The organism is Phytomonospora sp. NPDC050363, assembly GCF_040655735.1.
Taxonomy (GTDB): domain Bacteria; phylum Actinomycetota; class Actinomycetes; order Mycobacteriales; family Micromonosporaceae; genus Phytomonospora.
This window is the reverse complement of the sequence record NZ_JBFAKK010000017.1, coordinates 110,711-136,645: the sequence shown is the minus strand read 5'-3', so window position 1 is coordinate 136,645 and position 25,935 is coordinate 110,711. Positions and strand designations below refer to the sequence as shown.

The 25,935-nt window shown below is 70.9% G+C and carries 24 protein-coding genes and 1 pseudogene; 16 read left to right on the top strand and 9 right to left on the bottom strand.

Translation table 11 applies throughout. From position 1 onward, the window contains the following. The first annotated feature begins 41 nt into the window (after positions 1–41). The 7 genes from AB0I28_RS34630 to AB0I28_RS34600 all read left to right on the top strand — a co-directional run bounded on the left by AB0I28_RS34630 (position 42) and on the right by AB0I28_RS34600 (position 5,278). Complete coding sequence (locus AB0I28_RS34630; RefSeq protein ID WP_357499948.1) at positions 42–815, top strand: DUF4272 domain-containing protein; 774 nt, start codon at positions 42–44, stop codon at positions 813–815. A gap of 108 nt (positions 816–923) precedes the next feature. Continuing rightward, the gene (locus AB0I28_RS34625; protein ID WP_357499947.1) at positions 924–1,475 is read left to right on the top strand and encodes a MauE/DoxX family redox-associated membrane protein; all 552 of its coding nucleotides are present in this window, start codon (positions 924–926) and stop codon (positions 1,473–1,475) included. Positions 1,476–1,488: 13 nt separating this feature from the next. Next, positions 1,489–2,001 carry a hypothetical protein gene (locus AB0I28_RS34620; RefSeq protein WP_357499946.1) on the top strand — a complete coding sequence of 171 codons (513 nt, stop codon included), beginning with the start codon at positions 1,489–1,491 and terminating at the stop codon, positions 1,999–2,001. A 2-nt stretch (positions 2,002–2,003) separates the two neighbouring features. Beyond that, positions 2,004–2,444, top strand: coding sequence for a S26 family signal peptidase (locus AB0I28_RS34615; RefSeq protein ID WP_357499945.1), 441 nt, complete (start codon positions 2,004–2,006; stop codon positions 2,442–2,444). Positions 2,445–2,541: 97 nt separating this feature from the next. Then, complete coding sequence (locus AB0I28_RS34610) at positions 2,542–2,694, top strand: hypothetical protein (RefSeq protein WP_357499944.1); 153 nt, start codon at positions 2,542–2,544, stop codon at positions 2,692–2,694. A gap of 108 nt (positions 2,695–2,802) precedes the next feature. Then, complete coding sequence (locus tag AB0I28_RS34605; protein ID WP_357499943.1) at positions 2,803–3,882, top strand: adenosine deaminase; 1,080 nt, start codon at positions 2,803–2,805, stop codon at positions 3,880–3,882. A gap of 643 nt (positions 3,883–4,525) precedes the next feature. Then, a complete protein-coding gene (locus AB0I28_RS34600; protein ID WP_357499942.1) occupies positions 4,526–5,278 on the top strand; it encodes a hypothetical protein in 753 nt (250 codons plus the stop codon). 1,234 nt (positions 5,279–6,512) lie between these two features. Here the strand turns inward: AB0I28_RS34600 and AB0I28_RS34595 are convergent. Beyond that, positions 6,513–7,631, bottom strand: a complete 1,119-nt coding sequence (locus AB0I28_RS34595; protein WP_357499941.1) for an MHYT domain-containing protein — start codon at positions 7,629–7,631, stop codon at positions 6,513–6,515. Between the two features lie 377 nt (positions 7,632–8,008). Here AB0I28_RS34595 and AB0I28_RS34590 point away from each other — a divergent pair, with 377 nt between their 5' ends. From AB0I28_RS34590 to AB0I28_RS34565, 6 genes and pseudogenes are all read left to right on the top strand, one after another. Further along, complete coding sequence (locus AB0I28_RS34590) at positions 8,009–9,529, top strand: aldehyde dehydrogenase (NADP(+)) (protein WP_357499940.1); 1,521 nt, start codon at positions 8,009–8,011, stop codon at positions 9,527–9,529. Positions 9,530–9,740: 211 nt separating this feature from the next. Then, on the top strand, positions 9,741–13,031 hold the full coding sequence (locus AB0I28_RS34585; protein WP_357499939.1) for a nitrate- and nitrite sensing domain-containing protein: 3,291 nt from the start codon (positions 9,741–9,743) through the stop codon (positions 13,029–13,031). Positions 13,032–13,096: 65 nt separating this feature from the next. Beyond that, positions 13,097–13,483: a roadblock/LC7 domain-containing protein gene (locus AB0I28_RS34580; protein WP_184786343.1), complete on the top strand. Its 387-nt coding sequence runs from the start codon at positions 13,097–13,099 to the stop codon at positions 13,481–13,483. Positions 13,484–13,662: 179 nt separating this feature from the next. Further along, the gene (locus tag AB0I28_RS34575; RefSeq protein WP_357499938.1) at positions 13,663–14,040 is read left to right on the top strand and encodes a DUF742 domain-containing protein; all 378 of its coding nucleotides are present in this window, start codon (positions 13,663–13,665) and stop codon (positions 14,038–14,040) included. Then, positions 14,021–14,638 (top strand): ATP/GTP-binding protein, encoded by a 618-nt coding sequence (locus AB0I28_RS34570; protein WP_357499937.1) that lies wholly within the window; start codon positions 14,021–14,023, stop codon positions 14,636–14,638. The genes AB0I28_RS34575 and AB0I28_RS34570 overlap by 20 nt, the downstream gene beginning before the upstream one ends. Positions 14,639–14,787: 149 nt before the next feature. Beyond that, positions 14,788–15,282 (top strand): annotated as a pseudogene (locus tag AB0I28_RS34565) (GNAT family N-acetyltransferase); the annotation flags it as partial. A gap of 90 nt (positions 15,283–15,372) precedes the next feature. On the opposite strand, the gene AB0I28_RS34560 reads toward AB0I28_RS34565, so the two are convergent. The 3 genes from AB0I28_RS34560 to AB0I28_RS34550 are packed head-to-tail and all read right to left on the bottom strand — an operon-like array spanning position 15,373 to position 18,355. Beyond that, positions 15,373–15,741, bottom strand: a complete 369-nt coding sequence (locus AB0I28_RS34560; protein WP_357499971.1) for a roadblock/LC7 domain-containing protein — start codon at positions 15,739–15,741, stop codon at positions 15,373–15,375. A 32-nt stretch (positions 15,742–15,773) separates the two neighbouring features. After that, positions 15,774–17,387 (bottom strand): hypothetical protein, encoded by a 1,614-nt coding sequence (locus AB0I28_RS34555; protein ID WP_357499936.1) that lies wholly within the window; start codon positions 17,385–17,387, stop codon positions 15,774–15,776. Positions 17,388–17,440: 53 nt separating this feature from the next. Then, entirely contained in the window at positions 17,441–18,355 is a 915-nt protein-coding gene (locus AB0I28_RS34550; protein WP_357499935.1) for a DNA primase, read from the bottom strand. Positions 18,356–18,492: 137 nt separating this feature from the next. On the opposite strand from AB0I28_RS34550, the gene AB0I28_RS34545 reads away from it, so the two are divergent. Next, on the top strand, positions 18,493–19,083 hold the full coding sequence (locus tag AB0I28_RS34545) for an acyltransferase (RefSeq protein WP_357499934.1): 591 nt from the start codon (positions 18,493–18,495) through the stop codon (positions 19,081–19,083). A gap of 2 nt (positions 19,084–19,085) precedes the next feature. Here AB0I28_RS34545 and AB0I28_RS34540 read toward each other — a convergent pair whose 3' ends face one another. The 3 genes from AB0I28_RS34540 to AB0I28_RS34530 are packed head-to-tail and all read right to left on the bottom strand — an operon-like array spanning position 19,086 to position 23,870. Beyond that, entirely contained in the window at positions 19,086–20,600 is a 1,515-nt protein-coding gene (locus tag AB0I28_RS34540; RefSeq protein ID WP_357499933.1) for a hypothetical protein, read from the bottom strand. 58 nt (positions 20,601–20,658) lie between these two features. Then, on the bottom strand, positions 20,659–22,089 hold the full coding sequence (locus AB0I28_RS34535; protein WP_357499932.1) for a GuaB1 family IMP dehydrogenase-related protein: 1,431 nt from the start codon (positions 22,087–22,089) through the stop codon (positions 20,659–20,661). Between the two features lie 35 nt (positions 22,090–22,124). After that, the gene (locus AB0I28_RS34530) at positions 22,125–23,870 is read right to left on the bottom strand and encodes a biotin carboxylase N-terminal domain-containing protein (protein ID WP_357499931.1); all 1,746 of its coding nucleotides are present in this window, start codon (positions 23,868–23,870) and stop codon (positions 22,125–22,127) included. A gap of 161 nt (positions 23,871–24,031) precedes the next feature. Here AB0I28_RS34530 and AB0I28_RS34525 point away from each other — a divergent pair, with 161 nt between their 5' ends. Together AB0I28_RS34525 and AB0I28_RS34520 are read left to right on the top strand one after the other, a co-directional pair. Continuing rightward, a complete protein-coding gene (locus AB0I28_RS34525) occupies positions 24,032–24,640 on the top strand; it encodes a DUF4396 domain-containing protein (RefSeq protein WP_357499930.1) in 609 nt (202 codons plus the stop codon). Between the two features lie 14 nt (positions 24,641–24,654). Continuing rightward, positions 24,655–25,386 (top strand): VOC family protein, encoded by a 732-nt coding sequence (locus AB0I28_RS34520; RefSeq protein ID WP_357499929.1) that lies wholly within the window; start codon positions 24,655–24,657, stop codon positions 25,384–25,386. Between the two features lie 14 nt (positions 25,387–25,400). Here AB0I28_RS34520 and AB0I28_RS34515 read toward each other — a convergent pair whose 3' ends face one another. Continuing rightward, complete coding sequence (locus tag AB0I28_RS34515) at positions 25,401–25,544, bottom strand: hypothetical protein (protein ID WP_357499928.1); 144 nt, start codon at positions 25,542–25,544, stop codon at positions 25,401–25,403. 49 nt (positions 25,545–25,593) lie between these two features. Continuing rightward, the gene (locus AB0I28_RS34510) at positions 25,594–25,926 is read right to left on the bottom strand and encodes a hypothetical protein (RefSeq protein WP_357499927.1); all 333 of its coding nucleotides are present in this window, start codon (positions 25,924–25,926) and stop codon (positions 25,594–25,596) included. Between the last annotated feature and the right edge of the window lie 9 nt (positions 25,927–25,935).

The following is a 25,935-nucleotide window of genomic DNA, read 5'->3' as shown; positions in this document are numbered from 1 at the left end:
CCCCGACTTGTCACCCTTGTAGATCAGCCCGTGAACCCCTAATGTTCCGGCGTAGAGCGCCACGTGTGTCGCGCGCCACCTTGGGCGCGGTAAAGTGCGCCATCCTGGCACGACGAGTGTTGAACGAGTGGCTCATGACTGCGATGACGGTGGATCCTCGGCAGATCCGTACCCGTACGTGTGGAGACTTTCAGCGTTTGGGCGTGCCCATGAACGCCGATCGTTTTCCGCTGATCTGGCAGCCGGACGAGGACGTGAGTCTGCGTTCGGTCGGCGAGATCGAGGCGCGGGCGGCGATACTCAACGTCCTTCAGGCCAGGGTGATGGACATGCCGCCGCAGAACGCGATGCGGTGGATGCTCGACGCCCATGTGCTGGAGGAGATGACCCGCGACGAGTGGGCCTTCATCGGCAGCGGTGTGGGGGATCCGCGCCGGTACGCCCAGCAGCTCGATGCCCTCTATGGACTGGCGTGGCTGCTGGGTCTGGTCGAGCATCTCGACCCGCAGCGCGATTGCGTCGAGGGTCTGGCGGCGCTCTTTCCGGACCTGCGCGGTGGCGAGTCCTTCGGGGCCTGGCGTTCGCGGACTTTGACGACGAGGCCGGATCCGTGGGAGGTCGCGTCCCTTCTGGACATGTACTACTGCCTCGACTGGATGTACCAGGACGCGGCCCGTCGCGGGATGCCCGCGCCGGGACCGCTGGATCCGGCGGCGGTGTGGCATCGGCGTTGGGCACTGGAGTGGGCGCTGGTCGTGCGCGGTCGCAGCCAGGTTCCCTTCCCCGCTTGGGATCAGGTCGACCTGTCCGCATAAGTCCACAGTAGATCTTGTCGGCCCGGGGTCTTCCCCGGGCCGAATTGATCGAGTAGCTTCGATTCCGCGTGCGTCGTCGGACGGTCGCCCTTTGTAGGAGGCGCGGAAATGGAGTATCTGGCCCTGGCCTGCCGGGCGTTGATCGGTGCGGTCTTCCTCGTTTCGGCGGCGACCAAGCTGACCAGTCCGGTCCGCTACCGGTCGTTCCAGCGGGCTACCCGGCGGATGCGGGTCGTGCCGCGGGCGCTGGTGAAGCAGACGGCCGTTCTCGTCGTCGTCGCGGAGGTCGCGATCGTCGTTCTCATGGCGATCCCGCTGACCGTGTCGGCGCTGGCCGGTTTCGTCGTGGCGCTCGGTCTGCTCGGTGGTTTCACCGTCGGGATCGTCGTCGCCGTCCGTGACGGTGACACCGAGCCCTGTTCGTGCTTCGGCAAGTCGACGACCCCGATGGGGCCGCAGCACGTGGGGCGCAACGCCTTCCTGCTGCTGGTCGCCGCCGCGGGGCTCGTCGGCGCGGCGGTCGGCGGTCCGCTGGAGTTCGGGCTGGCGGCGGTCGCGGTCGTCGGCGGTCTGGTGTTCGGCGGTCTGGTGACGATGTTCGACGATCTGTACGAGTTGTTCCGTCCAACGCCCGCGACGACCTCGTCGCGGCACGGCTGATTCGGGAGTCCCCATGGCGCTATTAGCGTCCCTGACCGTACTGGCGACTTTGCTCGGCTTGCTCAATCTCCTGCTGACCGTGGCGCTGGTCAAACGGGTGCGTGAGCACGACGCCAAGTTCGCCGCCTTCGAGGTCAAGACCGTCGCCCTGGCCGAAGTGGGCGAACGCGTCGACGACTTCGAGGCGGCCACGGTGGACGGCGAGATCCTCACCAGGGACGCCCTGCCGGAGGGGACTCTGGTCGGCTTCTTCGATCCCCAGTGCGAGACCTGTGCGGAGGAGTTGCCGAAGTGGTCGGCGGTGGCCGCCGCGCTTCCCCTGGGACGCAAGCAGGCCCTTGCGGTCGTCCGCGAGGCGCCCGACCAGGAGGAGATGATCGCCGTGGCCTCCCCGCACGCCCATGTCGTCGTCGAGCGCCGCAGGGGACCGGTGGCGAGGGCCTTTCGCGTCAAGGCGACCCCGGCGTTCTGCGTTCTCGGTGCCGGGCAGGTCGTCGTCTCGCACGAGTTCCGGGACGGGGACTAGTCGTGCCGTTCTGGGCTGTGGTCTTAGCGGCGTCGCTCCTGGCGCTCGTGGGTGCGCTGTGGTGGGCACGACGGCGCTTCGTCATGGTCGATGTGGACGGGTCGAGCATGTCCCCGGCCTACCTGGACGGGGACACAGTGCTGGTCCGCCGGACCGGCCGTGTGCGCGCGGGCCAGGTCGTGGCCTTTATTCCGCGTTTCGAGGGCGGCGCCGTGCCCTCGCCCGGCGGTGGCCGGCTGTGGCTGCTCAAGCGGGTGGCGGCGGGTCCCGGCGACGCCGTGCCGCCCGGGCTGGGCCCGGCCCTGCTCGACCTGGCAGGGGAGCCGGTTCCCGCCGACGGCTTCGTCGCGCTGGGGGACAACCGGGTGGACAGTTATGACTCGCGGCACGAGGGTCTGGTCGCGCTCGGTCGTGTGCGAGGCGTGGTCGTGCGCAAACTCTGAATGCGGTTGCTTATGCGGTCTGATATTGACCCCGGCTGAGGCATTCGGAACACTATGGGTTCATTGCATCGACAAGCGTCAATATAGGAGGCGTGTCATGCGCAAACTTTTCGCGCGAGTGTCCAGGGCCTTACTCCCCAAGAACGAGGCCAAAGCGAGCGTTGTCATCGCCCGTTGCGTCTCGGGCTGCGGCGGAGACGGCGTCTACTTCCCCGGCACGATCGGCGAGGGCAAGCCGCCCTGCTGCTAGACCCCGGCACGGAACACGGCCCTCGCCCACGGCGGGGGCCGTTTCCCATGTCGCCCAACGTCACCACGCCGACACGAGTGGGTCACCGGCCGGTCGTATGCTCGACCGATGCCACTGACTCTCGAAGAGATCCGCTCCGCCCCCAAGGTCCTCCTGCACGACCACCTCGACGGTGGGCTGCGGCCCCAGACCGTCATCGAGCTGGCCGAGGAGTGCGGGCACGAACTCCCCGCGACCGAGGCCGGAGCCCTCGGCGAGTGGTTCAGCGCCGCGGCCGACTCCGGTTCCCTAGAGCGGTATCTGGAGACCTTCGCGCACACCGTCGGCGTCATGCAGACCGAGCAGGCCGTCCAGCGCGTCTCCCGCGAATGCGCCCTCGACCTCGCCGACGACGGCGTCGTCTACGCCGAGGTCCGCATGGCCCCCGAACTGCTCATCGAACGCGGCCTCACCCTGGAGCAGGCCGTCGAGGCGATGCTCGCCGGATTCGGCGAGGGATCGGCCGAAGCCGCCCGCAACGGCCGCCCCATCAAGATGGGCCTCCTGCTGGTCGCGATGCGCCACGCAGCCCGGTCGATGGAGATCGCCGAACTCGCCGTCCGCTACCGCGACGAGGGCGTCGTCGGCTTCGACATCGCCGGCGCCGAGGCCGGTTTCCCTCCCACCCGCCACCTCGACGCCTTCGAGTACCTCCAGCGCGAGAACGCGCACTTCACCATCCACGCCGGCGAGGCCTTCGGCCTGCCCTCGATCTGGCAGGCCCTCCAGTGGTGCGGAGCCGACCGCCTCGGACACGGCGTGCGCATCATCGACGACATCACTCCCACCGCCGACGGCGGCGCGCACCTCGGCCGCCTCGCGCACTACGTGCGCGACATGCGCATTCCGCTGGAGATGTGTCCCTCGTCGAACGTCCAGACCGGCGCGGCTCCCTCTATCGCCGAACACCCCATCGGATTGCTGAGCTCGCTGGGCTTTCGGGTCACGGTGAACACCGACAACCGGCTGATGAGCGGGACCTCGATGTCGAAGGAGTTCGCGCTGCTGTCGGAGGCCTTCGGATACGGGTGGAGCGACCTGCGGTGGTTCACGGTGAACGCGATGAAGAGTGCCTTCGTGCACTTCGACGCGCGACTGGAGATCATCAACGACGTGATCAAGCCGGCCTACGCGAAGTTGGCGGGGTAGGGCGGGGATGCGCGAGGGGGGGTTAGCGCGAGGGGGCGGAGGCTTGGCGCGGGACTCGGATTGCTTTAAGGCGGGCTGTTCGCGAGGCGCACGGATACTCGTCGTTGCCGCCGCCGCCCCACTCCGCCTGCCGTGCGGCCTCGCGCTGGTGGCGGTGTGTGCCGCCTGACTCCTGCGGCTGCGGCTGCGGCTGCGGTTGCGGTTGCGGCTGCGGCCAGCGGACGAGAAACCATGTCGGTCGGCTTTCGGCGGGCTGGGACGATGCTCTGTTTCCCCGGGCGGAGGACGTGTGTTCGTTTTCGTGTGTGGGGGATGCGGTGCCGGGTTGACCACTCCGCTGTCCCAGGTTTCACTGCCGGTCCACGTTCGTCAGAAGTACGGGAACGGGGCCCAGCTTGCGGTGCTCATGGAGTCCGGGACGTTCGCTGTGGACCCGGACCCGTGGGGAGGGCCGTGGCGGACGTGGGACGAGATCGGCCCGGGCGAGGCGGAGGCACGCGGCATCTACGCACCGGTCTACGCCCTGTCCGACGGTGTGCCCGGGGCCAGTGTCGCCGCGCCCGGTGATATTCGCGGAACCCGCCTGATTCCTGGGAAACGCGGCGGTTCCTGCTGCGGCCTCGATGGAGCCGATGGGCCCAACATGGCCTGCGAGACATGCGACCTCCCCGTGGCGACCAGGGTCGACGACTGTTCGCTGTGGCAGGCGGTGCGGCTCAGCCCGGACGCCGTGCACCGCGTCCCCGTTGACGGTGTCCACGCCGCACCCCTCTCCTGGTCGACGCTGACAGAGAAGGGGGAGAAGACGCCCCCGTTCGAACCCATTGCCACGTGGGGAGGACGGTCGGGGACGAACCACTACTGGTCGTGGAGCCCGCGGTGGGAGGCGGCGGCCGGTCACGCGCTCGCCCACCTGCTGGTCGCCTCCCAAGGGCAGCCGGTGACGGTCCCGGGCGGTCTGACCGCGAACGTGTTCCAGCGCGCGCTCGACGCCCTGCTGCCCGCTGGCGCCCTGAAGCGGGTCGCCGTCCTGGCTGGACCGGGACAGCCCTCCCCGGACGCGGGCGCCGACATCCTCCTCGTACCGGTTCATCCTCAGACAGGTCGGACCTGGACTTCCGCCAGGCCCACCGCGTCGGTGTACTCGGTTCCCCTGCCACTGGGGGTGTGGCTGTGTCTGGCTCATCCCCAGCCTTACTTGCCGCTTCCCGCGTCAGGTCGCATACCCCGAGACGTACTCCGCGAAGCACCTCTCCCACCGCTCCCCGACCACCTGTTCCGGGCTGACCGGGACACGTTCCTGCACACCTTGGTCCGGCTGCCGGCCGTGCGCAGCCCGTGGCTGCGCACGATCGTTGAGAACCTCACGAACAGCACCTCGGCCGACCTCTTTTAGCCGTCTGACAACGGGCGACACCACCTCGCCGCCGACGGATATGGCACTGCGCCACCGTTTCGTGCGCCGTGCGCCGTGCGCTGTTCGGCGTTCGTTCGTACCTCGCGCGCTGATTGCCGCCGCGCCCGTTCGCCCCGGTACTTCGTGGTTGTGCTCGCGGCGCGCTCGCGAGTGTTCGGGTCCGCATCACCTGCCCACGAACGCGGTGGGCCACCTCGCCACCTCGCCACCTCGCCGCCGCGGTGTCGTCCACGCCGCGCCGTCGCCGATCGTTCGATCGCCGCACAAGGCATGGCGAGCGTCGCCGCGCCGGCGTGGGCGGCGTCGCCCGCTTCGCGGCGGGTTCGCCGGTCGTTCGAACGCCTGCCAAGTTCGGCCCGCCCTGCCCTCGAATGCACTGGTGTCTTGGCGTCGATGTCCTCGCGCTCGCCAGCGTGGAATTGCGGACCGGCCTCCCCCCGACTCGCTGCCGCTTCGCCTTCGGTGCTCCGCGCGTGCCCGGCGTTCGAACTCGCCTAGGGCGTGTCCTGGTGATCACTGTGGGGCTGCGGCGGACTCGTTTTCCCCCTGGCGGCACCGTTCTTTCGCCCAGGTACAACACCGGTACCAGGGCGAAAGAACGGCTTGCCAGAAGAAAAACGAGCCTCGCCTCGCACCCACAAGATCACCAGGACACGCCCTAGTGGCCCGGTGGCGCAAGGCTCGCGTTACGGGTGTGGGGGGCGGTGGTTTCCTGGCCGCGTTGCCGCAGCACCCTTGGGGTGGTGCCGGCGTCCTCCTCACCTCAAACCGGCTGGGTGGCTCCGCCCCCAGCACCCCCGCCGGGACTCCGTCCCGAACCCTGCTGGGAGGCTTCGCCCCAGACCCCCACTGGGACGCTGTCCCAGACCCTGCCAGGAACTCCGTCCCTGGACCCGGTCCTCAGCCTGGCCTACGGGCCGTACAGCGTTGCGGTGTCGGCCGCACCCGTGTCACCCCGCGATGTGCGGCGCCGAGCCTCGCGTTCCAGCGCTAGCGCGCAGGCGCGAGCCCGATCCCCGCCACCAGCGCGCCCTGAACCTCGCCACCCTGTTCCCCGACCTCGTCTCTTCTCACCCGCGCCACCCATTGCCCACCCGCCGCACCGATTCCCCAGGCCGGCCCTTGTCCCCACCCGTCCTCACCCCCATCCGTGTCCCCACCCACGACAAAGCCCCGGCCGCCGTTGGTCGGCGTCCGGGGCTTCGTCCTGCGGTCAGGCGCGTCCACCCGTGGAGGGGGGCGAGGCCAGGGTCGTCGAGCCGGATTCACGCGGACGGGGGAGTCGCGTGTCCCGGCGCGGCAGGGAACCCTGTGGTTCGGTCTCGTCCATGAAGTTCGCCCAGGCCTCCTCACTGGCGGGACGGGAGGCCGGGGGCGCCTCTCGGTGGGTGGAGCGGTCGTTCTCGCGGTACGCGAACGGCTCCGGTTCGTTGGCGACGACCGTTGACGTGGAGTCGTTCGAGTATGGCGGCGGCCCAGCGGCGGACACGGGGGAGGCGTTCGCGCCGAAGGCCGAGGCCGGTCGAGGACCCTGACCGGGGTCCGGGTTGGTGACGGTAGGCGCGAAGGTGGGCCGGGCTCCGCGGTGGGCGGGGCGCCTTTCCGCCGACGCGCGGCTGCGCGGGGTGGCCGCCGACAGCACCGACTCGGGTTCGTCGGCGTCGCTGAGCAGCCCGAAGATCAGGCCGATCAGCGCGATCGTCGCCAGCACCATGATGGGGATGAGCAACAGGATCGGGTCGACGCCCGGCACGGGCTGCGCGCCTTCGGTGCGCAGTGCCACCGAGACCGACGCCATTCCCGTGTAGTGCATGCCGCACACGGCGATCGCCATGATCACCGAGGCGATCAGGATCGGCTTGCGGCCTTCGATCCACACCGCGAAGGCCAGTGCGACGGTCGCGGCGATGACGGCGATGGCCACCGACGCGGAGAACAGCAGCGGGTCGTATTCGATGGTGCCGTTGATGCGCACGGCCCCCATCCCGGTGTAGTGCATGGCGACCACGCCGAGACCGGTGAGCGGCCCTCCGATGAGGACCTTGGTGAGCGACTTGCGGCCGAGCCCGACGGTGTAGATGCCGAAGCCGACCGAGGCGATGGAAATGAACAGACTCAGCGCTGTCACGCCGATGTCGTAGCGGACGTCGGAGTTCTGCACGTCGAAGCCGATCATGGCCGTGAAGTGCATCATCCAGATGCCCGTGCCTCCCAGGGCGATGGTCGCGTAACCGAGACGCATGACTTTCGAGCCGGTAGTCGTGGCGTTTCGGGCACGCACCATGCAGAACAGGCCGAGCAGCGACCCTGAGATGGCGAAACCGAATCCCATCAACGGATTGATGAAACCGTGCGCAAAGTGCGAGATATGAGCCACGTCAACTCCTGACGCATTGGGTAGGCATCTGGCTGCCACCGAGTCTTGTCATGAGGGCGTTGTGCTCGTCGGACACGGTGTGCGTTCTGTTACGACGCCGGCCGCTTCCGATCGGGTGCCGGGGACTGACCCTAGCTAAGCCGGACATCTCTCATCTTCTGGGGTGAGTCTGTCCGATCCCGCCCCGAAGATCCAAGGCCTTAAGAGTCTCTTAATCCCGACTTGAGGAGTGGAGACCCTGTGTGGCGCGGCGCTCCCGGGCTGCGACGCCCACCACCGGCACGGGATCGGTACGGTGACAGTGATCCGCCCCGACCGAAGGGAACACCACCGTGACCGACGCGCTGCGCAGCATCGACCCCCGCACCGGCAAAGAGGCCGGCGACGCGGTCGAGGCGACCACGACGATCGAACTGGCCGTCATCGCCGAACGCGCCCGCGCCGCCGCCGTCGACTACGCCGCGCTTCCCCTCGCCGCCCGCGCCGCGTGCCTGCGAGCGGTCTCCATCGCCCTCGGCGAGCACGCCGACCAGGTCATCGCCACCGCCGACGCCGAAACGGCCCTGGGCACCGCCCGTCTCACCGGCGAGCTCGCCCGCACCCGGGTGCAGCTGGAGCTGTTCGCCGACGCCGTCGAGTCGGGCGCGTTCCTGGAGATCATCATCGACCACGCCGACCCGGCGGCCAAGCCCACGCCGCGTCCGGATCTGCGCCGGATGCTGGTCCCGCTGGGCCCGGTCGCGGTCTATGCCGCGAGCAACTTCCCGCTGGCGTTCTCGGTTCCCGGCGGCGACACCGCCAGCGCCCTGGCGGCGGGCTGCCCGGTGATCGTCAAGGCCCACGAGGGCCACCCGCGGACCTCCGAGCTGTGCGCGCGGATCGTCGGCGACGCGCTCATGGCGGCCGGTGCCCCGGACGGCACCTTCGCCGTCGTGCACGGTTTCGAGGCCGGCCGCGAACTCATCACCCATCCGGCGGTCAAGGCTGCCGGGTTCACCGGTTCGCTGAACGGCGGCCGCGCGCTCCATTCGCTGGCGTCGGCCCGGCCGGAGCCGATCCCGTTCTTCGGGGAGCTCGGCAGCATCAACCCGGTGTTCGCCACGCCCGGCGCGGTCGCCGAGCGCGGCGCCGAGCTCGCCGCGGCCTTCGTCGCCTCGGCGACCCTCGGCAGCGGCCAGTTCTGCACCAAGCCCGGTGTCCTGTTCCTCCCCGCCGGTCACGGCCTCGAAGGCGAGCTGGCCGACGCGGCGGCCAAGGCTTCCCCGCATCCGCTGCTGCACGCCCGCATCCGCGACGCCTACCTCGACGGAGCCGCGGCGCTGGCGGGCCTGCCGGGCGTGAAGACGCTCGCCGAGCCGGGCGCCGACGGTGAGGGTTTCGGGGTGCGGCCGGGACTGTTCCAGGTCGGTGTCGCCGACTTCCTCGACAACGCCGAGGCCTTGCTCACCGAGTGTTTCGGTCCCGTCTCGGTCGTCGTCGACCACGGGCCGGAGGACATCGCGCGCATCCTCGAACTGCTCCCGGGCAGCCTCACCGGCAGCGTTCACCTGGCCGACGCTGAATCGACCGGCACGTTCGTACAGGGGCTCCTCCCCGCTCTGGCCGCCAAGGTCGGCCGTGTCGTCGTCAACGGCTGGCCGACCGGCGTGGCGGTGACCGCGGCGATGCAGCACGGCGGACCGTGGCCGGCCGCGACGTCTTCCCAGTACACGTCGGTGGGAGAGACCGCGATGCGCCGCTTCCTGCGGCCCGTCGCCTACCAGGACACCCCCGCCGAGCTGCTCCCCGAGCTCCTCCGAGACGAGGCGGCCGTCACCGTCCCACGACGTGTTTCGCAGGCCTTCGGCACGTGAAGTCACTGCTCAAACACTGAATGTCACTGGGTTTTGTCGATATACCCCAATTGCGGCAGAGCCCTAATTGATCTTGCCACCTGCCCTTCCGCTTTCCCGCTTCGCGTGATGGAATCGCTCAGGTCCGTAAAGCCTGACGGCGTCTGTCGCGCTGTCCTCGAACCCGTCGGCTGCGACCGACGCGAACCGAACGCCTGGAGGACGACCAGAGGTGAGCAAGCGAAGCGAGGCGACCGGTGGACGACGCCGGTTCGGCATCCCGCCGCTGCGGGACATCCGCATCCGGCCGAAGCTCGGCATCATCCTGGTGGTCCCGGTGCTCGCCCTTGTCGGTCTCGCCGTCGTCCGGCTCCTCGACACCGGTGAACGGGCCGTTCAGGCCGACGAGATCCGCACTCTCGCGCGCTTCACGGCGACGGTCTCGCAGCTGACGCAGGACCTTCAGGTCGAGCGCACCGCCGCCTTCGACTTCCTCGACCCCGAGGACCGCGGCGACGCCGCGGGCGACGACGACTCGGCGGCCTTCGAGAGCGCCGTCGCGGCGACCAACCAGTCGTACTCCGACTACAAGGCCGAACGCGACGGGCTGTCCGACCTGCCCGAACTGCTCGAACAGACGATTCGCGACGCCGACAACCTCCTGATCAACCTCGACACGCACCGCGCCGACGTCCGCGAGAAGCTCATCGCCGACACCAGCGCCGTCAAGCGCTACGGCGGGTACGTGACGAACCTGCTCAACGTGCACGACGCGATCGCGCAGGTCACCCAGGACGCCGACCTGGCCCTCGACATTCGCATCGCCTCCCTCCTGTCACGCATGAAGGAGGCCAACGAGCGCGAGAAGCTGACCGTCCTGGCCACCGAGAACGACCGCGTCTTCAGCACCGAGGAGTTCCGCGAGTTCGTCTCCCAGCGGACCAGCCGGGACCTGTCCGAGGCCAACATGAAGGCCGTCATCACCGTCGAGCAGCGCAACGAGGTCGACCGGATCCTCAACGAGGCCGACTCCCGCTCGGCCACCCAGGTCGAGGCGCAGCTGGACAACGTGCTGCCCGGTGAGAAGTTCGAAGACCTCGACTACGCCGTGTGGGTCTCGGCGATGGACGAGCGCCGCGAGGCGACCCGTACCGTGGAGATCCGCCTGGAGACCGAGCTGGTCGCCAAGGCCGAGGAACTGCGCGACTCGGTGGTCACCCGGGTGCTCGTCGAGTCGGCGATCGTCCTGCTCACCCTGACCCTGGCCGTGGCGCTGGCGCTGATCATCGCCCGTTCGATGGCCTCCAGCCTCCGCCAGCTGCGTGAGGGCGCGCTGCAGATGGCGCACGTCGACCTCCCCGAGGCCGTCGCCCGACTTCGTGACTCCGAGGTGCTCGGCCAGTCGACCCCGGACGAGTTCGCCGAACGCCTCGCCGAACCGCTGCGCCTGCGCAACGCCGACGAGATCGGCCAGGTCGCCCAGGCCTTCAACATCGTCCACAAGGAAGCCGTCCGCGTCGCCGCCGAACAGGCCGCGCTGCGCTCCTCGGTCTCGACGATGTTCGTCAACCTGGCCCGCCGAAGCCAGATCCTCGTCGACCGGCTCATCGGCCACCTCGACCGCCTCGAACGAGGCGAGGAGGACCCCGACCGCCTCGGCGAGCTGTTCCAGCTCGACCACCTGGCCACCCGAATGCGCCGCAACGACGAGAACCTCCTGGTCCTCGCCGGCGCCGACTCGGCCCGCATCCAGCGCGAGCCGGCCACCGTCGCCGACCTCCTGCGCGCCGCGCAGTCCGAGGTCGAGCAGTACACGCGCATCGAGTTCGGCACGATCCTCGCCGAGCGCGAGATCACCGCGGCCGTCGTCAACGACCTCGTGCACCTGGTCGCCGAGCTCTTCGACAACGCCACCGCCTTCTCCTCGCCCGACACCGCCGTGGTCGCCGAGGCCCGGCAGGTCGGCAGCGAGATCGTCGTGCTCATCACCGACCGCGGCATCGGCATCAGCCCCGACCAGATCGACGAGCTCAACCAGCAGCTCGCCGCTCCGCCGCTGGTCGACCTCGCCGCCTCGCGCATGATGGGCCTCGTCGTGGTCGGCCGCCTGGCCATCCGCCACGGCGTGCGCGTCACGCTCCACCCCGGTGAACTCGGCGGCACCGTCGCCGAGGTCGTCCTCCCCGACGCGGTCCTCACCGACCCGCTCGGCTCGACCGGCCGCCCGTCGCTCAACGGCGGCCGCCCGCAGGGCGAGATCCCGGCCGGACCGACGTCGTTCAACGGTTTCGCGTCCTCGGCGCCGACCTCCTACGACAGCCCTGCGCCGCAGCAGCAGTCCTACGAGGAGAACTCCGGTTCCTTCGGGATGCCCCCGCCGCCGCAGCAGAGCCTCTTCGAGCCGGTGCACATCCCCGACCACGACCCCGAGCCGCCGGCGCCTCCCGCCGTCCCCGACCGCGAGGAAGAGGACGTCCCGACGATGACGTTCCGGCCCGCGGCCGAGGACGCCGACGCGATGCCGCGCCGCAAGGTCATGGAACTGACCGGCGAGATCGTCTCCGAGGCCGAGGGCGCCCTCGACCCCGACGCGCCGGTGCACACCCCCGTCGAGGGACCCACCGAGGCGTTCCCGATGATCACGCTCGAAGCCACCACGTCTCCGTCGAGCCGTTCCCGCCGCACCATCGCGACCGGCGGCAGCACCAAGGCCGAGCAGGAGAAGGCCGACGGCGAGTCGAAGTGGGCCGCGCTCAACGACATCCCGTCGTGGCCGCCGCCCCGCTCGACCGAGAAGCCCACCCCGCCCCCCTCGGGCGCCGCCGACGAGACCATGGAGATCCCGATCTTCCGCGAGGTCTCCTCGGCGTGGTTCACCGTCACACCCCCGGCGCAGCAGGCGGTACAGGGCGCGGCCGCGCCCGCCGCCGACGTGCCGGCACCCCGCACCTCAAGGGAAGGCGGCCTACCCGCGCGCGCGTCCGGCCGGGTACGGTCCAACGAACCCCGCAACGACGAGTCCTTCTTCGGCAGCGCACCGTCCGTGCCCGAAGTCCCGGACCTCCCGGACCTGCCCACCCGTGCACCGGCGGGCGATCCCGTCCGCGGTCGTACGGGCGGCACCCACGCAGAATCGACCTCCACCCGGCAGGAGGAGAGCATGTCCGACGCTCCGCCGTCACGCGAGACCCCCAGGACCGACTTCTGGGGTGAGTCGTCGGTCGACGACGGTTGGCGCGCCGCTCGGGCCGCCGCCGCGCCGACAGCAACAGCAGCGGAAGCTAGGTCAGAGAACGGACTGCCCAAGCGCACGCCCATGGCGCAACTGGTTCCAGGCAGTATCGAGATCCCCGACGAGCAGCCCATGCGCGCACAGCAGCGCGACCCCGAAGGCGTACGCGGACTGCTGTCGGCGTACCACAGGGGCGTGCAACGCGGCCGCGGTGGTCGTACGGTGGATGACGATGCCCGGAGCCGGACGGGCAGGCTCACCAATGGCTCAGGCAAGGAGCACGACGCATGACTCTCCCTCACACGGCACACGGCCACCAGCGTGGCCCCGCCCCGTCGCAGGCAGGCCCTCGCGGCATGCAGGACCTGGGCTGGCTCCTCGCCGGCTTCGCCGACCGGGTGCCCGGAGTGGCGCACGCCGTCGCGGTGTCGGCCGACGGGCTCCTGCTCGCGTCCTCGCGCGACCTGCCCCGCGACCGCGCCGACCAGCTCGCCGCCGTCGCCTCGGGCCTGGTCAGCCTCACCCAGGGCGCCTCGCGCTGCTTCGAGGGCGGCGCCGTCCTCCAGACAGTCGTCGAGATGGACAACGGATTCCTCTTCCTGATGTCCATTTCGGACGGTTCCTCTTTCGCCGTGCTGGCCGCGCGCAACTGCGACGTCGGCCAGGTCGGCTACGAAATGGCCCTGCTCGTCGACCGCGTCGGTCAGGCCCTCACCCCGGCCGCCCGGGAGGCCGCACGGTGATCGAATCGCCGAACGCGAGGTCGGATGATCGCGCTCGTTCCCTTGCCCCGGAGGAGAACGGGAACTACCAGCCTGCGTGCGGTACCGTGCAACGTGGACAAAGGCTAGGAGCCCGACGACGTGACCTACAGCCAAGACAGAGCTTTAACACTCCGTGAAGACTCAAGGATGTGAGGACGATGGTCGTTGATCGGGACCACGAGCCGACCGGTGCGCTGGTACGGCCATATGCCGTCACCAGAGGCCGCACCCGCCCGCGCCTTGAGATCGCCATGGAGGCGTTGGTCGAGACCACCGCTCGTGGCAGGCTGAACGGCCTGTCCTCCGGGCGTGAACAGGCGACGATCGCGGGTATGTGCGGAACGAGACTCCAGTCGCTCGCCGAGATCGCGGCGCACATGCGCATGCCTCTCGGAGTGGCGCGAGTCCTCGTCGCGGACATGGCGGCCGACGGCCTGCTGGCCGTGCACGAGCCCTCGGGGATTAGTGATGGGGGCGGTGACCTGGTGGGCACCGAACTGCTGGAAAGGGTACTAAGTGGACTCCGGAGGCTCTGACGTGTCCATCCGTCAACCGAACAACCGCGTGACCTCGGCGAAGATCGTCATCGCAGGCGGATTCGGCGTTGGGAAGACGACCTTGGTCGGATCGGTCTCGGAGATCACTCCGCTGACCACCGAGGCCATCATGACCTCCGCCAGCGAAGGCGTCGACGACAACGAGATGGTCCAGGACAAGACCACCACCACGGTGGCGATGGACTTCGGCCGTATCACGATCGACTCGGACCTGATTCTCTACCTGTTCGGAACCCCTGGCCAGACACGGTTCTGGTTCATGTGGGACGAGCTGGTACGAGGAGCGATCGGCGCGGTCGTAATAGTCGATACTCGCCGCCTTGCCGACTGCTTCGCCGCCATCGACTTCTTCGAACACCGGCGACTGCCCTACCTCATCGCGCTGAACTGCTTCGACGGCAGGCAGCAGCACGACGTCAACGACGTGCGCGAGGCCCTCGCGGTCTCGCCGAACACGCCCATCGTGACCACCGACGCCCGCAGCCGCGAGTCGACCAAGCAGGTGCTGATCACGCTGGTCGAGTACGTGCTGACGATGCGCCGCGCCGGCGCCGGCACGGTCGGAGCCGCGCAGTAGGACCCGCATGACGTGGACCGCCCCGCCTTGGTGGGGCGGTTTTGCGTTGGGTTCGAAGTGGGGCGACGGCGCGCCCACGCCACGGCTCGGTCGACTCGGGCTCTCAAGACCCGACCGTCCCCCCGACCCTGCCCTGCTACCGTCGGCCCGTGAGCGTCCTCGGCACCGAGCCCGTCGTTCCAAAGGGGTTGACCTGGCGGCGGCTGCGTGAGTCCGACTTCCCTCTGCTGCGGGGTTGGTTGCGGGAGCCGCATGTCGCGCGGTGGTGGAACCACGAGACGTCCGCGGAGGCGGTGGCGCGCGACTTCGGGCCGGCGGCTCGGGGGGAGGAGCCGTCGGAGGACCTGCTCGTCTTCTTCGACGGGGAGCCGCTGGGACTGGTGCAGCGGTGCCTGTTCGCCGACTACCCCGACTATCTGGCCGAGCTGGTGGCCGCCGGGGTGGACATGCCGGCGGGGGCGGCGACGATCGACTACTTGATCGGCGCTCCGGGCTTCGTGGGCCGCGGGTACGGCGCCGCGATGATCCGGGCGCTCGTCGAGGCGACGTGGACCGAGCGCCCCGACGTCACCGCGATCGTGGTGCCGGTGCAGGTGGGCAACCGGGCGTCGTGGGGGGCGCTGGAGAAGGCAGGGCTGCGGCGGGTCGCCGAGGCCGCACTGGAGCCCGACAACCCGGCCGACGGCCGCGCTCACCACGTCTACCGGATCGACCGCCCGGCGCGAGCGGATCGGTTACCGCCCGCCGCCCAGCGCCTCGTCCAGCAGCGGCCCGACCTGGGTCGTGAACTGCCCGATCTCGTACCCGAGCAGTTCCCGGTTGCACTCGGTCACCGCGAGCAGGGTCAGCGAGATCGCCGGTCCGACGGGCGCGGTCAGCAGGATTCCCTCCGCCATCTCCACCATCACCTGGTGGGTGTGACCGGTCGTCATGACCTGCCCGGCGCCGTCGCCGATGGACAGCAGGCCCGCCCCGATGGACGACAGCTGCGAGGCGCGCTCCAGCGGCAGGCCGTGCGACATGGCGAGTGGGACGCCTTCGGCCGAGACGAGCACGGCGTGTGTGAGTCCGGGTGTCCGGGCCACCAGCGAGGCGAGCAGCATGCTCAGGCTTCGCTCGTATACACCTAGGTTCGTCACAGTAAGCGCACCGTCGATCCGTTGGCTCCCACCGGGGCCGCGTCCACGGCGTCGCGGCGGGCGCGGTTCCAGCCGCGGAAGTAGCCGGCGGTGTTGGCGGCGATGAGTTGCGGGTCGCGTTCGATGGCGATGGGTCCGGGGTCTTCGGGCAGCGCCGAGCCGGGGACGAGGTTGGCCTGGGGGACGCGGCGGGGGAGGCCCTTGGCGGTGGCCTCTCCGGTGGACGGGGTGACCGTCTTCTGCGCGCTGCGCCAGGCTTCGTCGGTCGGCATGGACCAGTCGAGCGCGGTGGGCTCCTCGTCCTCGTTCACGCCGGTGAACCAGGCCGACTTGGCCTGCGCGAAGATCGTGAGGCCTTCGTCGTTGTCGCCGTCGATCTCGGGGACGGGGGGCGCGGGCCGCACGGGGGGCGGCGCGATGTTGTTGGGCGGCGGGAGCTTCAGCCCGGCGGGAACCGTTTCCGGCTCCGCGTGCGGGGGGAGCACGGGTTGCGCGGAGGTGGCGCCCTCGTTGAAGACGGGCGGCTCGGGCATCTGCGGGAAGCCGCCGCTGTCGCTCTTGGCGCGGGCGCTGCGGCGGGTCGGCAGCGACGTGATCTTCGAGCTGCGGGACTCCTCGACGGAGGGCGCGGGCCGCGAAGGCGGCACGGGGGGCGCCACCGGCGGCTGCGGTGCCGCCTGCTGCGGGGGTTCGGGTACGGCGGCGGGGGGCACGGTGATGCGCTGGGCCGGTATGGTCCTGCGCTTGCCGCGCTCCTCGGGCATGGCGGGCAGGTCGACGCCCGGCGTCTCCCCGCGCGTTCTGGTCTGCCCTCTGGCGCCGCTCTGCTTCAAACGCTCGGTCAGGGCCTCGGCGAGGCCTTTGAGGCCGTCGTCGTAGACACGGACGGCCTGCACGGCCGTTCGGACGGTGGCCCGGGTCGCGTCGTCGCCGGAACGGCGGCTCGGCGCGTACTCGGCGGCGGCGGTGCGCAGGGCGACGATGACGCCGGTGGTGTCGGGCAGGCCGGCGGTGGCGAGCTCGTGTGCGACCTCGTCCTCCCGGCAGTAGGCGGCCGCGGCGGGCTCGGGGAGCGCGTCGAGGACGGCGAGGGGGCGGGGCGCGCCGGGGTCGTCGAAGGCGCGCAGGGCCGCCGGGTAGAGCTCGCGGAGGACTCCGCGCAGCGTCGACACGGCGGTGGCGCGGCCGGCGGCGAGCGCGGCGGCGGAGCACAGGAGCGGGCGCAGGCGTGCGAGGTTGCGGACGGCGCCGCCGGCGATGGCGGTGACCGCGCCGGTCTGAAGGGCCCGCGCGGCGGCCAGGGCGCGTTGTGCGCCTGGCTGGCGGGCCGCGGGGTCGTCGCGCGTGAAGCGGCCGATGATCTCCTCGTCGGTGACCGTGACGGGGTGTCCTGCCGCGGTGCACAGCTGTGGCGTCGTGCCCGACCCGTCGTCGGTGGCGATCGGCGTGTACCGGTCGCCGCCGTGGGCGGCCAGCAGCTGGCACAGCGCGGTGTACGCGCGTGGTCCGTCCTCGTCAAGCGCGGCGACGGCGATGGCACGCCCGGCGTCGTCCACGATCGCGGCGAAAGACGCATGCCCGGCCGTGGCGAGTCCACAGTAGATGCGCACGCTGTCTGCTCCCTCCAGTCGTACGGTCCGTCCCGATGCTCCCCCGAAGAGTGCTACTTCCGCCAGTCCACTGCGGCAGATATCTTGCCGATGATGGACCTCCACGCCAGAGATGCCTGCTGTGCCCCGATTTTACGGAGACGGCGCTTGGCGAAGAATCCCCCGAACCCCCCGGCTTCGACGGCGCGCAGGGCATCGTCGAGATCGTCGATGGGGGAGCCGGGTGCGAGGGCGGTGAGCACCGACTTCAGGTGGAGCGCGTAGCCCAGGTCGCGGGCCAGTTCACCGGCGGAGATGATGAGGTCGTGGTCCCACACGTCGTGGCCGCCGCGCAGGTTCTCGACGACCAGGTCGAGCTCGTAGGAGTCCTCTTCGCCGGGTACGACCCACTCGGGCTTGATCTTGGCGACGACCTCGTCCCACTTGTCGAGGTCGGCGAGGTCGTGGTCGTGGTTCTCGCGCACGAAGGCGGTCAGCAGCTCGGGGGTCTCGAAGAGCAGCAGCTTGCCGTCGGCGGTGAGGAAGCGGGGGGCCTCGTCGATGTCGAGTTCGGCGATCTCGGCCTTGGGGGCCGCGACGACGATCTCCTCTTCTTCTTCCTCTTCGAGCTCTTCGTCCTCGTCGGCGTCGTCGGAGGCCTTGACGTCCTTGCCCTTCTTACGGGGCTCGTCGTCGTCCTCGTCCGACTCGGTGTCCTCGGCGTCGGCGGCCTCGACCTCTTCGGTCTCGGTCGGCGACTCCTCGTCCTCCTCGACGGCCTCTTCGACCTCTTCGTCCTCGTCGGCGGCGCTCTCGACGGTGACGTAGGCGCGCAGGGTGTACCCGACGCCCTTGCTCAGCGCGATCTCCACCGGATCGACGTTGACCAGGTCCCAGAACTCGTCGGCCTCACGGTCGCGTTCAGGCGTGCCGTCGGCGTCGAGTGCGTCCGGCTGCGCGCCATCCTCTTCAGAGCTGTGGCGGCCCACGGCGTCCTCCAGGTATTGAGATCTCGCGGTCAGATCTGTGTCGTGAACGTCATAGAGACTATGTGGTCGCGCTTGGCCGTGCGGGGTCGCCCCATCGTGCTCTCACCGTGTGACGCGACGGGCTGTATCGTCGCCGCGTGGCTGTAACGATCGCTGAGAGCACCGACGTCGACCCCCGTGCCGTTATCGGCGAGGGTACTAAAGTCTGGCACCTCACCCAGATCCGCGAGAACGCCGTCATCGGGCGCGACTGCGTCATCGGCCGCTCCGCCTACATCGGGCCCGGCGTGCAGGTCGGCGACCGCTGCAAGATCCAGAACCTGGCGCAGGTCTTCGAGCCCGCGCACCTGGAGGCCGGCGTCTTCCTCGGCCCCGGCGTCATCCTCACCAACGACCAGTACCCGCGCGCCGTCACGCCCGACGGCGAGCTCAAGGGCGGCGACGACTGGGAGGCCACCGGCGTCACCGTCCGCGAGGGCGCGGCCCTGGGCGCGCGCACGGTCGTGGTCGCGGGTGTGACGATCGGCCGTTTCGCGATCGTCGGCGCCGGCGCCGTGGTGACCCGCGACGTCCCCGACTTCGCCCTCGTGATCGGCAACCCCGCGCGCTTCCACCGCTGGGTCGGCCGCGCCGGACGCCCCCTGGTGGCCGACGGCGAGGGCACGTGGCGCTGCCCGGTCACCGACGAGGCCTACACCGAGACCGACGGGCGCCTCGCGCTCGCCTGAGCTCACTGTTTCCCGCCGAGCAGCTCGGCGAGTTCGCGGTGCGCTCTCTCGGCCTCGGTGGCGGCCAGGGCGGCCTGTTCGCGCCGGTCGATCAGCGCCTTGTGGGCCGCGGCGACGTCCTTCTCCAGCGCCTTCATGACGTAGGCGACGGTGCCGTCGGTCTCGGTGGCGGCCTTGCGGACGGCGAACCACTTCACGCCCAGCCCGATCGCGGCCGCCGCGAGCAGGATCGCCAGGCCCGGGACGGGGTAGGTCAGGGCCAGCGCGAGCACGGCCATGCCGAGCGCGGCCAGTGCCCAGCGCACCGGGTCGGGTCGCGGGTGGCGTCGCTCGACCTCCGGGCGCAGCGCGCTGACGTCGGTGTGGGTGTCCATGGCGCTGACGGTCAGGGTCACGCCGGCTCGGCGGACCTGGCGGGTGTTCTCGCCGAAGGGGAGTGTCGCCTCGGCGCGCAGCCTTTCCGACATGGCCAGCAGGCGCGGCGCCCCCACCGTGATCGCCCGTGCCCGGGCGGCCGGGTCGTCCCCGGCGGCGACGCCGGCCAGTACGGCGTCGACGGTCCCGGCGGGGTCGTCGAAGTGTTCGACGGGCATGGGCTGGGTCGTGCGCTCCTCGATCTGGCGGCGCAGCTCCAGCGACCGGCGCAGCAGCGGCGCCTCCAGGGGCGTGCCCTCGTCGACGAGGTCCTCGATCAGGGAGAACAGCTCCTCGCGGCCCTTCGGGGGAGCGGCGGCCATGGACTCGACGCAGAAGGCGCGCAGCCGGTCCAGCCTCGCGGCGAAATGCGCGGCCCGTGGAGCGCCGGTCACCGGGGTGACGTGGAGCCGCTTCGCGCCGAACTCGTCCCAGGCCGCCTTGGCGGCCGGGTCCTCGTCTCCCGCGAGCCGCTCGCGCATCCAGGTGTCGAGGAAGTCGTCCCCGGTCCGCCCGAAGTGGCCGTGCACGGAGCCCAGCCACAGCGAGAGCTGCGCGCGGGTGAGTTCGCCGTGGAAGTCGCCGACGGCCTGGGGGAGGTGTTCGGCGGCGGCGTCGGGGTGGCCGGTGGCGGCCAGGGCGGTGGCGAGGAACAGCTCGGTGCGGCGGTGGTCGAGGGCGTGCGCGGCGGCGAGGTGGGCGGTGGAGCCGTCGCCGGTCAGGCGGGCCGACAGCGCCAGCGCGGCCGGACGCAGCCAGTAGCCGGTGGCCTCGGGCAGCTCGGCGGCCGCGACGGCGCTGCTGTCGGCGGCGGCGACCAGGTAGGCGCGCACCGCCGCGCGCACGGCCGCGGCGGGCTGGTGGACGGCGAGTTCGAAGCGCAGGTCGGACAGCTCGACGAAGGAGTCGAGGGCGCGGCCGATGGTGTCGATGCGCCCGCTCAGGTCGCCGGACAGGCGGGTGAGCTGTGCCCGCATGGCATCCTGGGTGCGCCGGTTGGCGCGGCGCTGAAAGGCCAGTTCCTCGTTGAGGTAGCCGATGTTGCGGTTCTGCTGGCGCTCATGACCCCATTGGGTCCAGCGCCATTCGGTCTCGTGGGCCATCCCGCTGTCTCCCCGTGTTCGCTTGAGGGAACACGGTATTGGCCCGCCGCCACCGGGGTCACCAGTCCGAGAGCGGTGCCCCTTCGGTGAACCCGGCGGCGCTCTGCACGCCGACCATGGCCAGCTCGGCGAACTCGGCGAGGTTGCTCGCACCCGCGTAGGTGCAGGCGCTGCGCACGCCGGCGACGATGGAGTCGAGGAGGTCCTCGACGCCCGGTCGCTGCGGGTCGAGGTACATGCGCGAGGTGGAGATGCCCTCCTCGAACAGGGCCTTGCGGGCCCGGTCGTAGGCGGTGTCCTCGGCGGTGCGCAGGCGGACCGCGCGGGCCGAGGCCATGCCGAAGTTCTCCTTGTAGGAGCGGCCGTCGGCGTCGCGGTGGATGTCGCCTGGTGATTCGTAGGTGCCGGCGAACCAGGAGCCGACCATGACGTTGGAGGCGCCGGCGGCGAGGGCGAGGGCGACGTCGCGCGGGTGGCGCACGCCCCCGTCGGCCCAGACGTGGCGGCCGAGGCGGCGCGCGGCGGCGGCGCATTCGAGCACGGCGGAGAACTGCGGGCGCCCGACGCCGGTCATCATCCGGGTCGTGCACATCGCGCCCGGCCCGACGCCGACCTTGACGATGTCGGCTCCGGCGTCGACGAGGTCGGCCACGCCGTCGCCGGTGACGACGTTCCCGGCGGCGACCGGCACGTCCGGGGCGGCCTCGCGGACCAGCCGCAGCGCGTCCAGCATCCGGTCCTGGTGGCCGTGCGCGGTGTCGACGACGAGCACGTCGACGCCGGCCTCGACCAGACGGCGGGCCTTGGCGCCCACATCGCCGTTGATGCCGACGGCCGCGGCGACGCGCAGGCGCGACGAGGAGTCGACGTTGGGCTCGTAGAGGGTCGCGCGCAGCGCGGCGGCGCGGGTGAGGATGCCGGTGAGGCGGCCGTCGGCGTCGACGACCGGCGCGAGCTTGCGGCGGCGCGCGGTCAGCTCGGCGAAGGCCTCCTCGGGCGCCAGCGACGCCGGGAGGGTCACCAGGTCGCTCGACGCGATCTGCTGGAGCTGCGTGAAGCGGTCGACCCCGGAGCAGTCGGCCTCGGTCACCACGCCGACGGGCCTGCCGTCCTCGACGACGACCACGGCGCCGTGCGCGCGCTTCGACAGCAGCGCCAGGGCGTCGGAGACGGTGTCGGTGCGGTGCAGCGTCAGCGCGGTGTCGTGCACCAGCGGCCGCCGCTTGACCCAGCCGACGACGTCGGAGACCACGTCGGCGGGGATGTCCTGCGGGATGACCGCCAGACCTCCGCGACGGGCGAGCGTCTCGGCCATCCGCCGGCCCGAGACCGCCGTCATGTTCGCCGCGATGATCGGGATGGTCGTGCCGGTCCCGTCCCCGGTGGACAGGTCCACGTCGAGCCGTGAGCCCACCGACGAGCGGTTGGGCACCATGAACACGTCGGCGTAGGTCAGGTCGTAGTCGGGTTCGCCGTGCAGCCAGCGCATCTTGTCTGAAAACCCCCGTAGTCGGCCCGCGGGCCCTATTCCTTGATCTCGCAGATCGTGGCGCCCGACGACACGACGTCGCCGACCTTGGCGGCCAGCCCGGTGACCGTGCCCGACTTGTGCGCGGTGAGCGGCTGCTCCATCTTCATCGCCTCGAGGACGACCACGGTGTCGCCCTCGGCGACCTGCTGTCCGTCCTCGACGGCGATCTTGACGATAGTCCCCTGCATGGGGCTGGTGAGGGAGTCGCCGGAAGCCGCCGCGGCGGCCTTCTTGCGGCCGCCGCCCTTGCGGGGACCGGACTTGGCGGCGGGTGCCGCCGACGCGCCGAAGCCCGCCGGGAGCCGCACCTCGACGCGTTTGCCGCCCACCTCGACGACGACCGTCTCGCGCTCCTCGGGCGCCTCGGCCTCCGCGGCGCCGGCGAAGGGCGGCACCTCGTTGACCCACTCGGTCTCGATCCAGCGCGTGTGCACGCGGAAGGGCTCGTCGGTGAAGGCCTCGTCGCGCAGGACCGCGCGGTGGAAGGGCAGCGCGGTGGCCATGCCGTCGACGACCATCTCGTCGAGCGCGCGGCGGGCCCGCTCGATCGCCTCGGTGCGGGTCGCGCCGGTGATGATCACCTTGGCCAGCAGCGAGTCGAAGTTGCCGCCGATGACGGTGCCCGACTCGATGCCGGCGTCGACGCGCACGCCCGGCCCGGTCGGCAGGGTCAGTGTGGTGACCGCGCCCGGCGCGGGCAGGAAACCCCGGCCCGGGTCCTCGCCGTTGATGCGGAACTCGATGGAGTGCCCGCGCGGGGTGGGGTCCTCGCCGAAGGTGACGGTCTCCCCGCGCGCGATGCGGAACTGCTCGCGGACCAGGTCGACGCCCGCGGTCTCCTCGGTGACCGGGTGCTCCACCTGGAGGCGCGTGTTGACCTCCAGGAAGGAGATGGTCCCGTCGTTGCCGACGAGGAACTCCACCGTCCCGGCGCCGTGGTACTTCGCCTCGGCGCAGATCGCCTTGGCCGCGCTGTGGATCGTGGCGCGCTGCTCGTCGGTGAGGAAGGGCGCCGGGGCCTCCTCGACGAGCTTCTGGTGGCGGCGCTGGAGGGAGCAGTCGCGGGTGCCGACGACGATGACGTTGCCGTGCGTGTCGGCCAGCACCTGGGCCTCGACGTGACGGGGGCGGTCGAGGTAGCGCTCGACGAAGCACTCGCCGCGCCCGAAGGCGACCTCGGCCTCGCGGACGGCCGAGGCGTAGAGCTCGGGGATCTCCTCGCGGGTGCGGGCGACCTTGAGGCCGCGCCCGCCACCGCCGAAGGCGGCCTTGATGGCCACCGGCAGCCCGAACTCGTCGGCGAAGGCCTCGACCTCCTCGTGGCCGTTGACCGGCTCGGAGGTGCCGGGGACCAGCGGGGCTCCGGCGCGCTGCGCGATGTGGCGGGCGGTGACCTTGTCGCCGAGGTCGCGGATGGCCTGCGGGGTGGGGCCGATCCAGGTGAGCCCGGCCTCGATGACGGCCTGGGCGAAGTCGGCGTTCTCGGAGAGGAAGCCGTAGCCGGGGTGGACGGAGTCGGCGCCCGAGCGCGCGGCCACGTCGAGGATCTTGTCGATGCGCAGGTAGGAGTCGCCGGGGGTGTCGCCGTCGAGGGCGTAGGCCTCGTCGGCGAGGCGGGCGTGGGGCGCGTCGCGGTCGGAGTCGGCGTAGACGGCGACCGAGTCCAGGCCCTCGTCCCGGCAGGCCCTGGCGACCCGGACGGCGATCTCTCCCCGGTTGGCGATCAACACCTTGCGCACGACTTACTCCTCCGCGGTGACTGTGGGGGGCCGAAGACCCGCAAGGAGTCTAGTGCGCGGTCCCGCCTGCGGCACCCTGCTCCCGATCGTGAGCGCCAGTGTGCGCCGGGTCACTCGGCGTGTCGCTTGTCAGATACCCCTAGGGGGTATATGTTCCTGGTATGGCACACGGATCTGAAGCACACGAGCACCACAGCGGGCACGGGGAACACGCAGACCACACCGCCCCCATGGCCCACGACCACCACGGCCCCGGCGGCACCCACCCCGGGCACGACGCCGACGGCGGTCACGAGGGCCACGGCGGCGGACACGCACACCACACCCCCGGAGGCAAGGTCTCCTGGAAGATGGCCGCCCAGGCGACCCTCCACTGCCTCACCGGCTGCGCTATCGGCGAGGTCCTCGGCATCGTCATCGGCACCGCCCTGGGCTGGGGCAATCTCGCCACGATCGTCCTGGCCGTCGGGCTGGCCTTCCTCTTCGGCTACGCGCTGACGATGTGGGGCATCCGCAAGTCCGGGCTGACCTTCAAGCAGATGATCGGGGTGGCCCTGGCCGCCGACACCGTCTCCATCGTCTTCATGGAGATCATCGACAACTCGGCGATGCTGCTGATCCCCGGAGCGATGGACGCCGGACTCGGCACCTGGCTGTTCTGGGCCTCGCTGGCCGGAGCGCTCGCCCTGGCCTTCGTGATCACCACGCCGATCAACCGGTGGATCATCGGCAAGGGCAAGGGACACGCCGTCGTCCACGCCTACCACTGAGCGACGATAGGACGATGATCCGCTGGTCCTACGCCTTCATCGACCGCCTCGACCGGACCGCCGAGACCTTCTGGCGTACGGTCACCGACGCGAAGATCTCACCCCGCCGGGGAGAGAGCGGCCAGTTCGCCACTCTTCTCCCCGGCGACGGCCACGCCTACGTCAAGACCCAGACCGTCGGCGAGGCGCCTGGCGCGCACCTCGACCTCTCCGTCGACGACATCGCCGACCTCACCTCCCGGGCCGTCGGCCTCGGTGCCCGCGTGGTCACCGAACTCGACGACGTCACCGTCCTGGCCTCACCGGCCGGTGCCCCCTTCTGCGCCGTCGCCTGGGAGGGCGAGACCGGCCGGCCCGAACCGGTCGACCTGGCCGGCGGCCGCACCCGCCTCGACCAGATCTGCGTCGACGTCTCGCCCGCCGACTACGAGGCCGAGTTCGCCTTCTGGGCCGCCCTGACCGGCTGGGAGTCGGGCCATGGGAGCCTGCCGGGCTTCGGCCGGTTCAAGCAGCCGCCCGGCCTGCCGCTGCGGATCCTGGTCCAGCGCCTCGACGAGCCCGGCCCGGCCCGCATGCACCTCGACTTCGCCTGCCGCGACATCGACGCCGCCCGCGACGCCCACGTGGCCGCCGGCGCCGGGCACGTCCAGGCCTTCCCCTTCTGGCACGTCATGCGCGATCCGGCCGGCGTGGAGTACTGCCTCACCGGGCGCGACCCCGACACCGGCGACCTCCGCAGGCCGTGAGCCCGGCGGTGCGCTCACCGGCTCGTCTCGCCCAGCGCTTCCAGCCGTCGCGGGGTCTTGGGGCCGGGCATCGCCGCGAGCGCGGCGCCCAGGGCGGCGAACTCGACGCGGAGCCGGGTGGGGGACAGGATCGCCGGCGCGCTTTCGTCCCCGGCCACGTCGTACCGGAGCCGGTAGCCGTCGGGGTGTGGAGGCCGGGTATCGAGGCTAGATCTGGACCGGCTCGACGATCGGCATGTTCGCCTCGTTGTCGGCGTCGGTGCCGGCGATGTCGTCGGCGGCGGCGATGAGCCCGCCTCCGGCGTCGCCCATGCGCATGCGGACCTGGTGGACGTGCTGGCGCCAGTCGAAGGAGGCGTCGGCGGCCGCGCTCACGGTGGCGAAGCCCTCGTTGCCCTGCCCGGCCTTGTCCATGCCGGCCTGTGCGGCGTCGGCGTCGGCCTGGGCGTCGGTGGCGATGGACTTGAGCTGTTCGCCGATGGTGCGCATCTTCGTCGGGTAGGCGTGCACGGCGGCCTCCTTCGGTCGGTCTGGCCGCATGTTATTGCC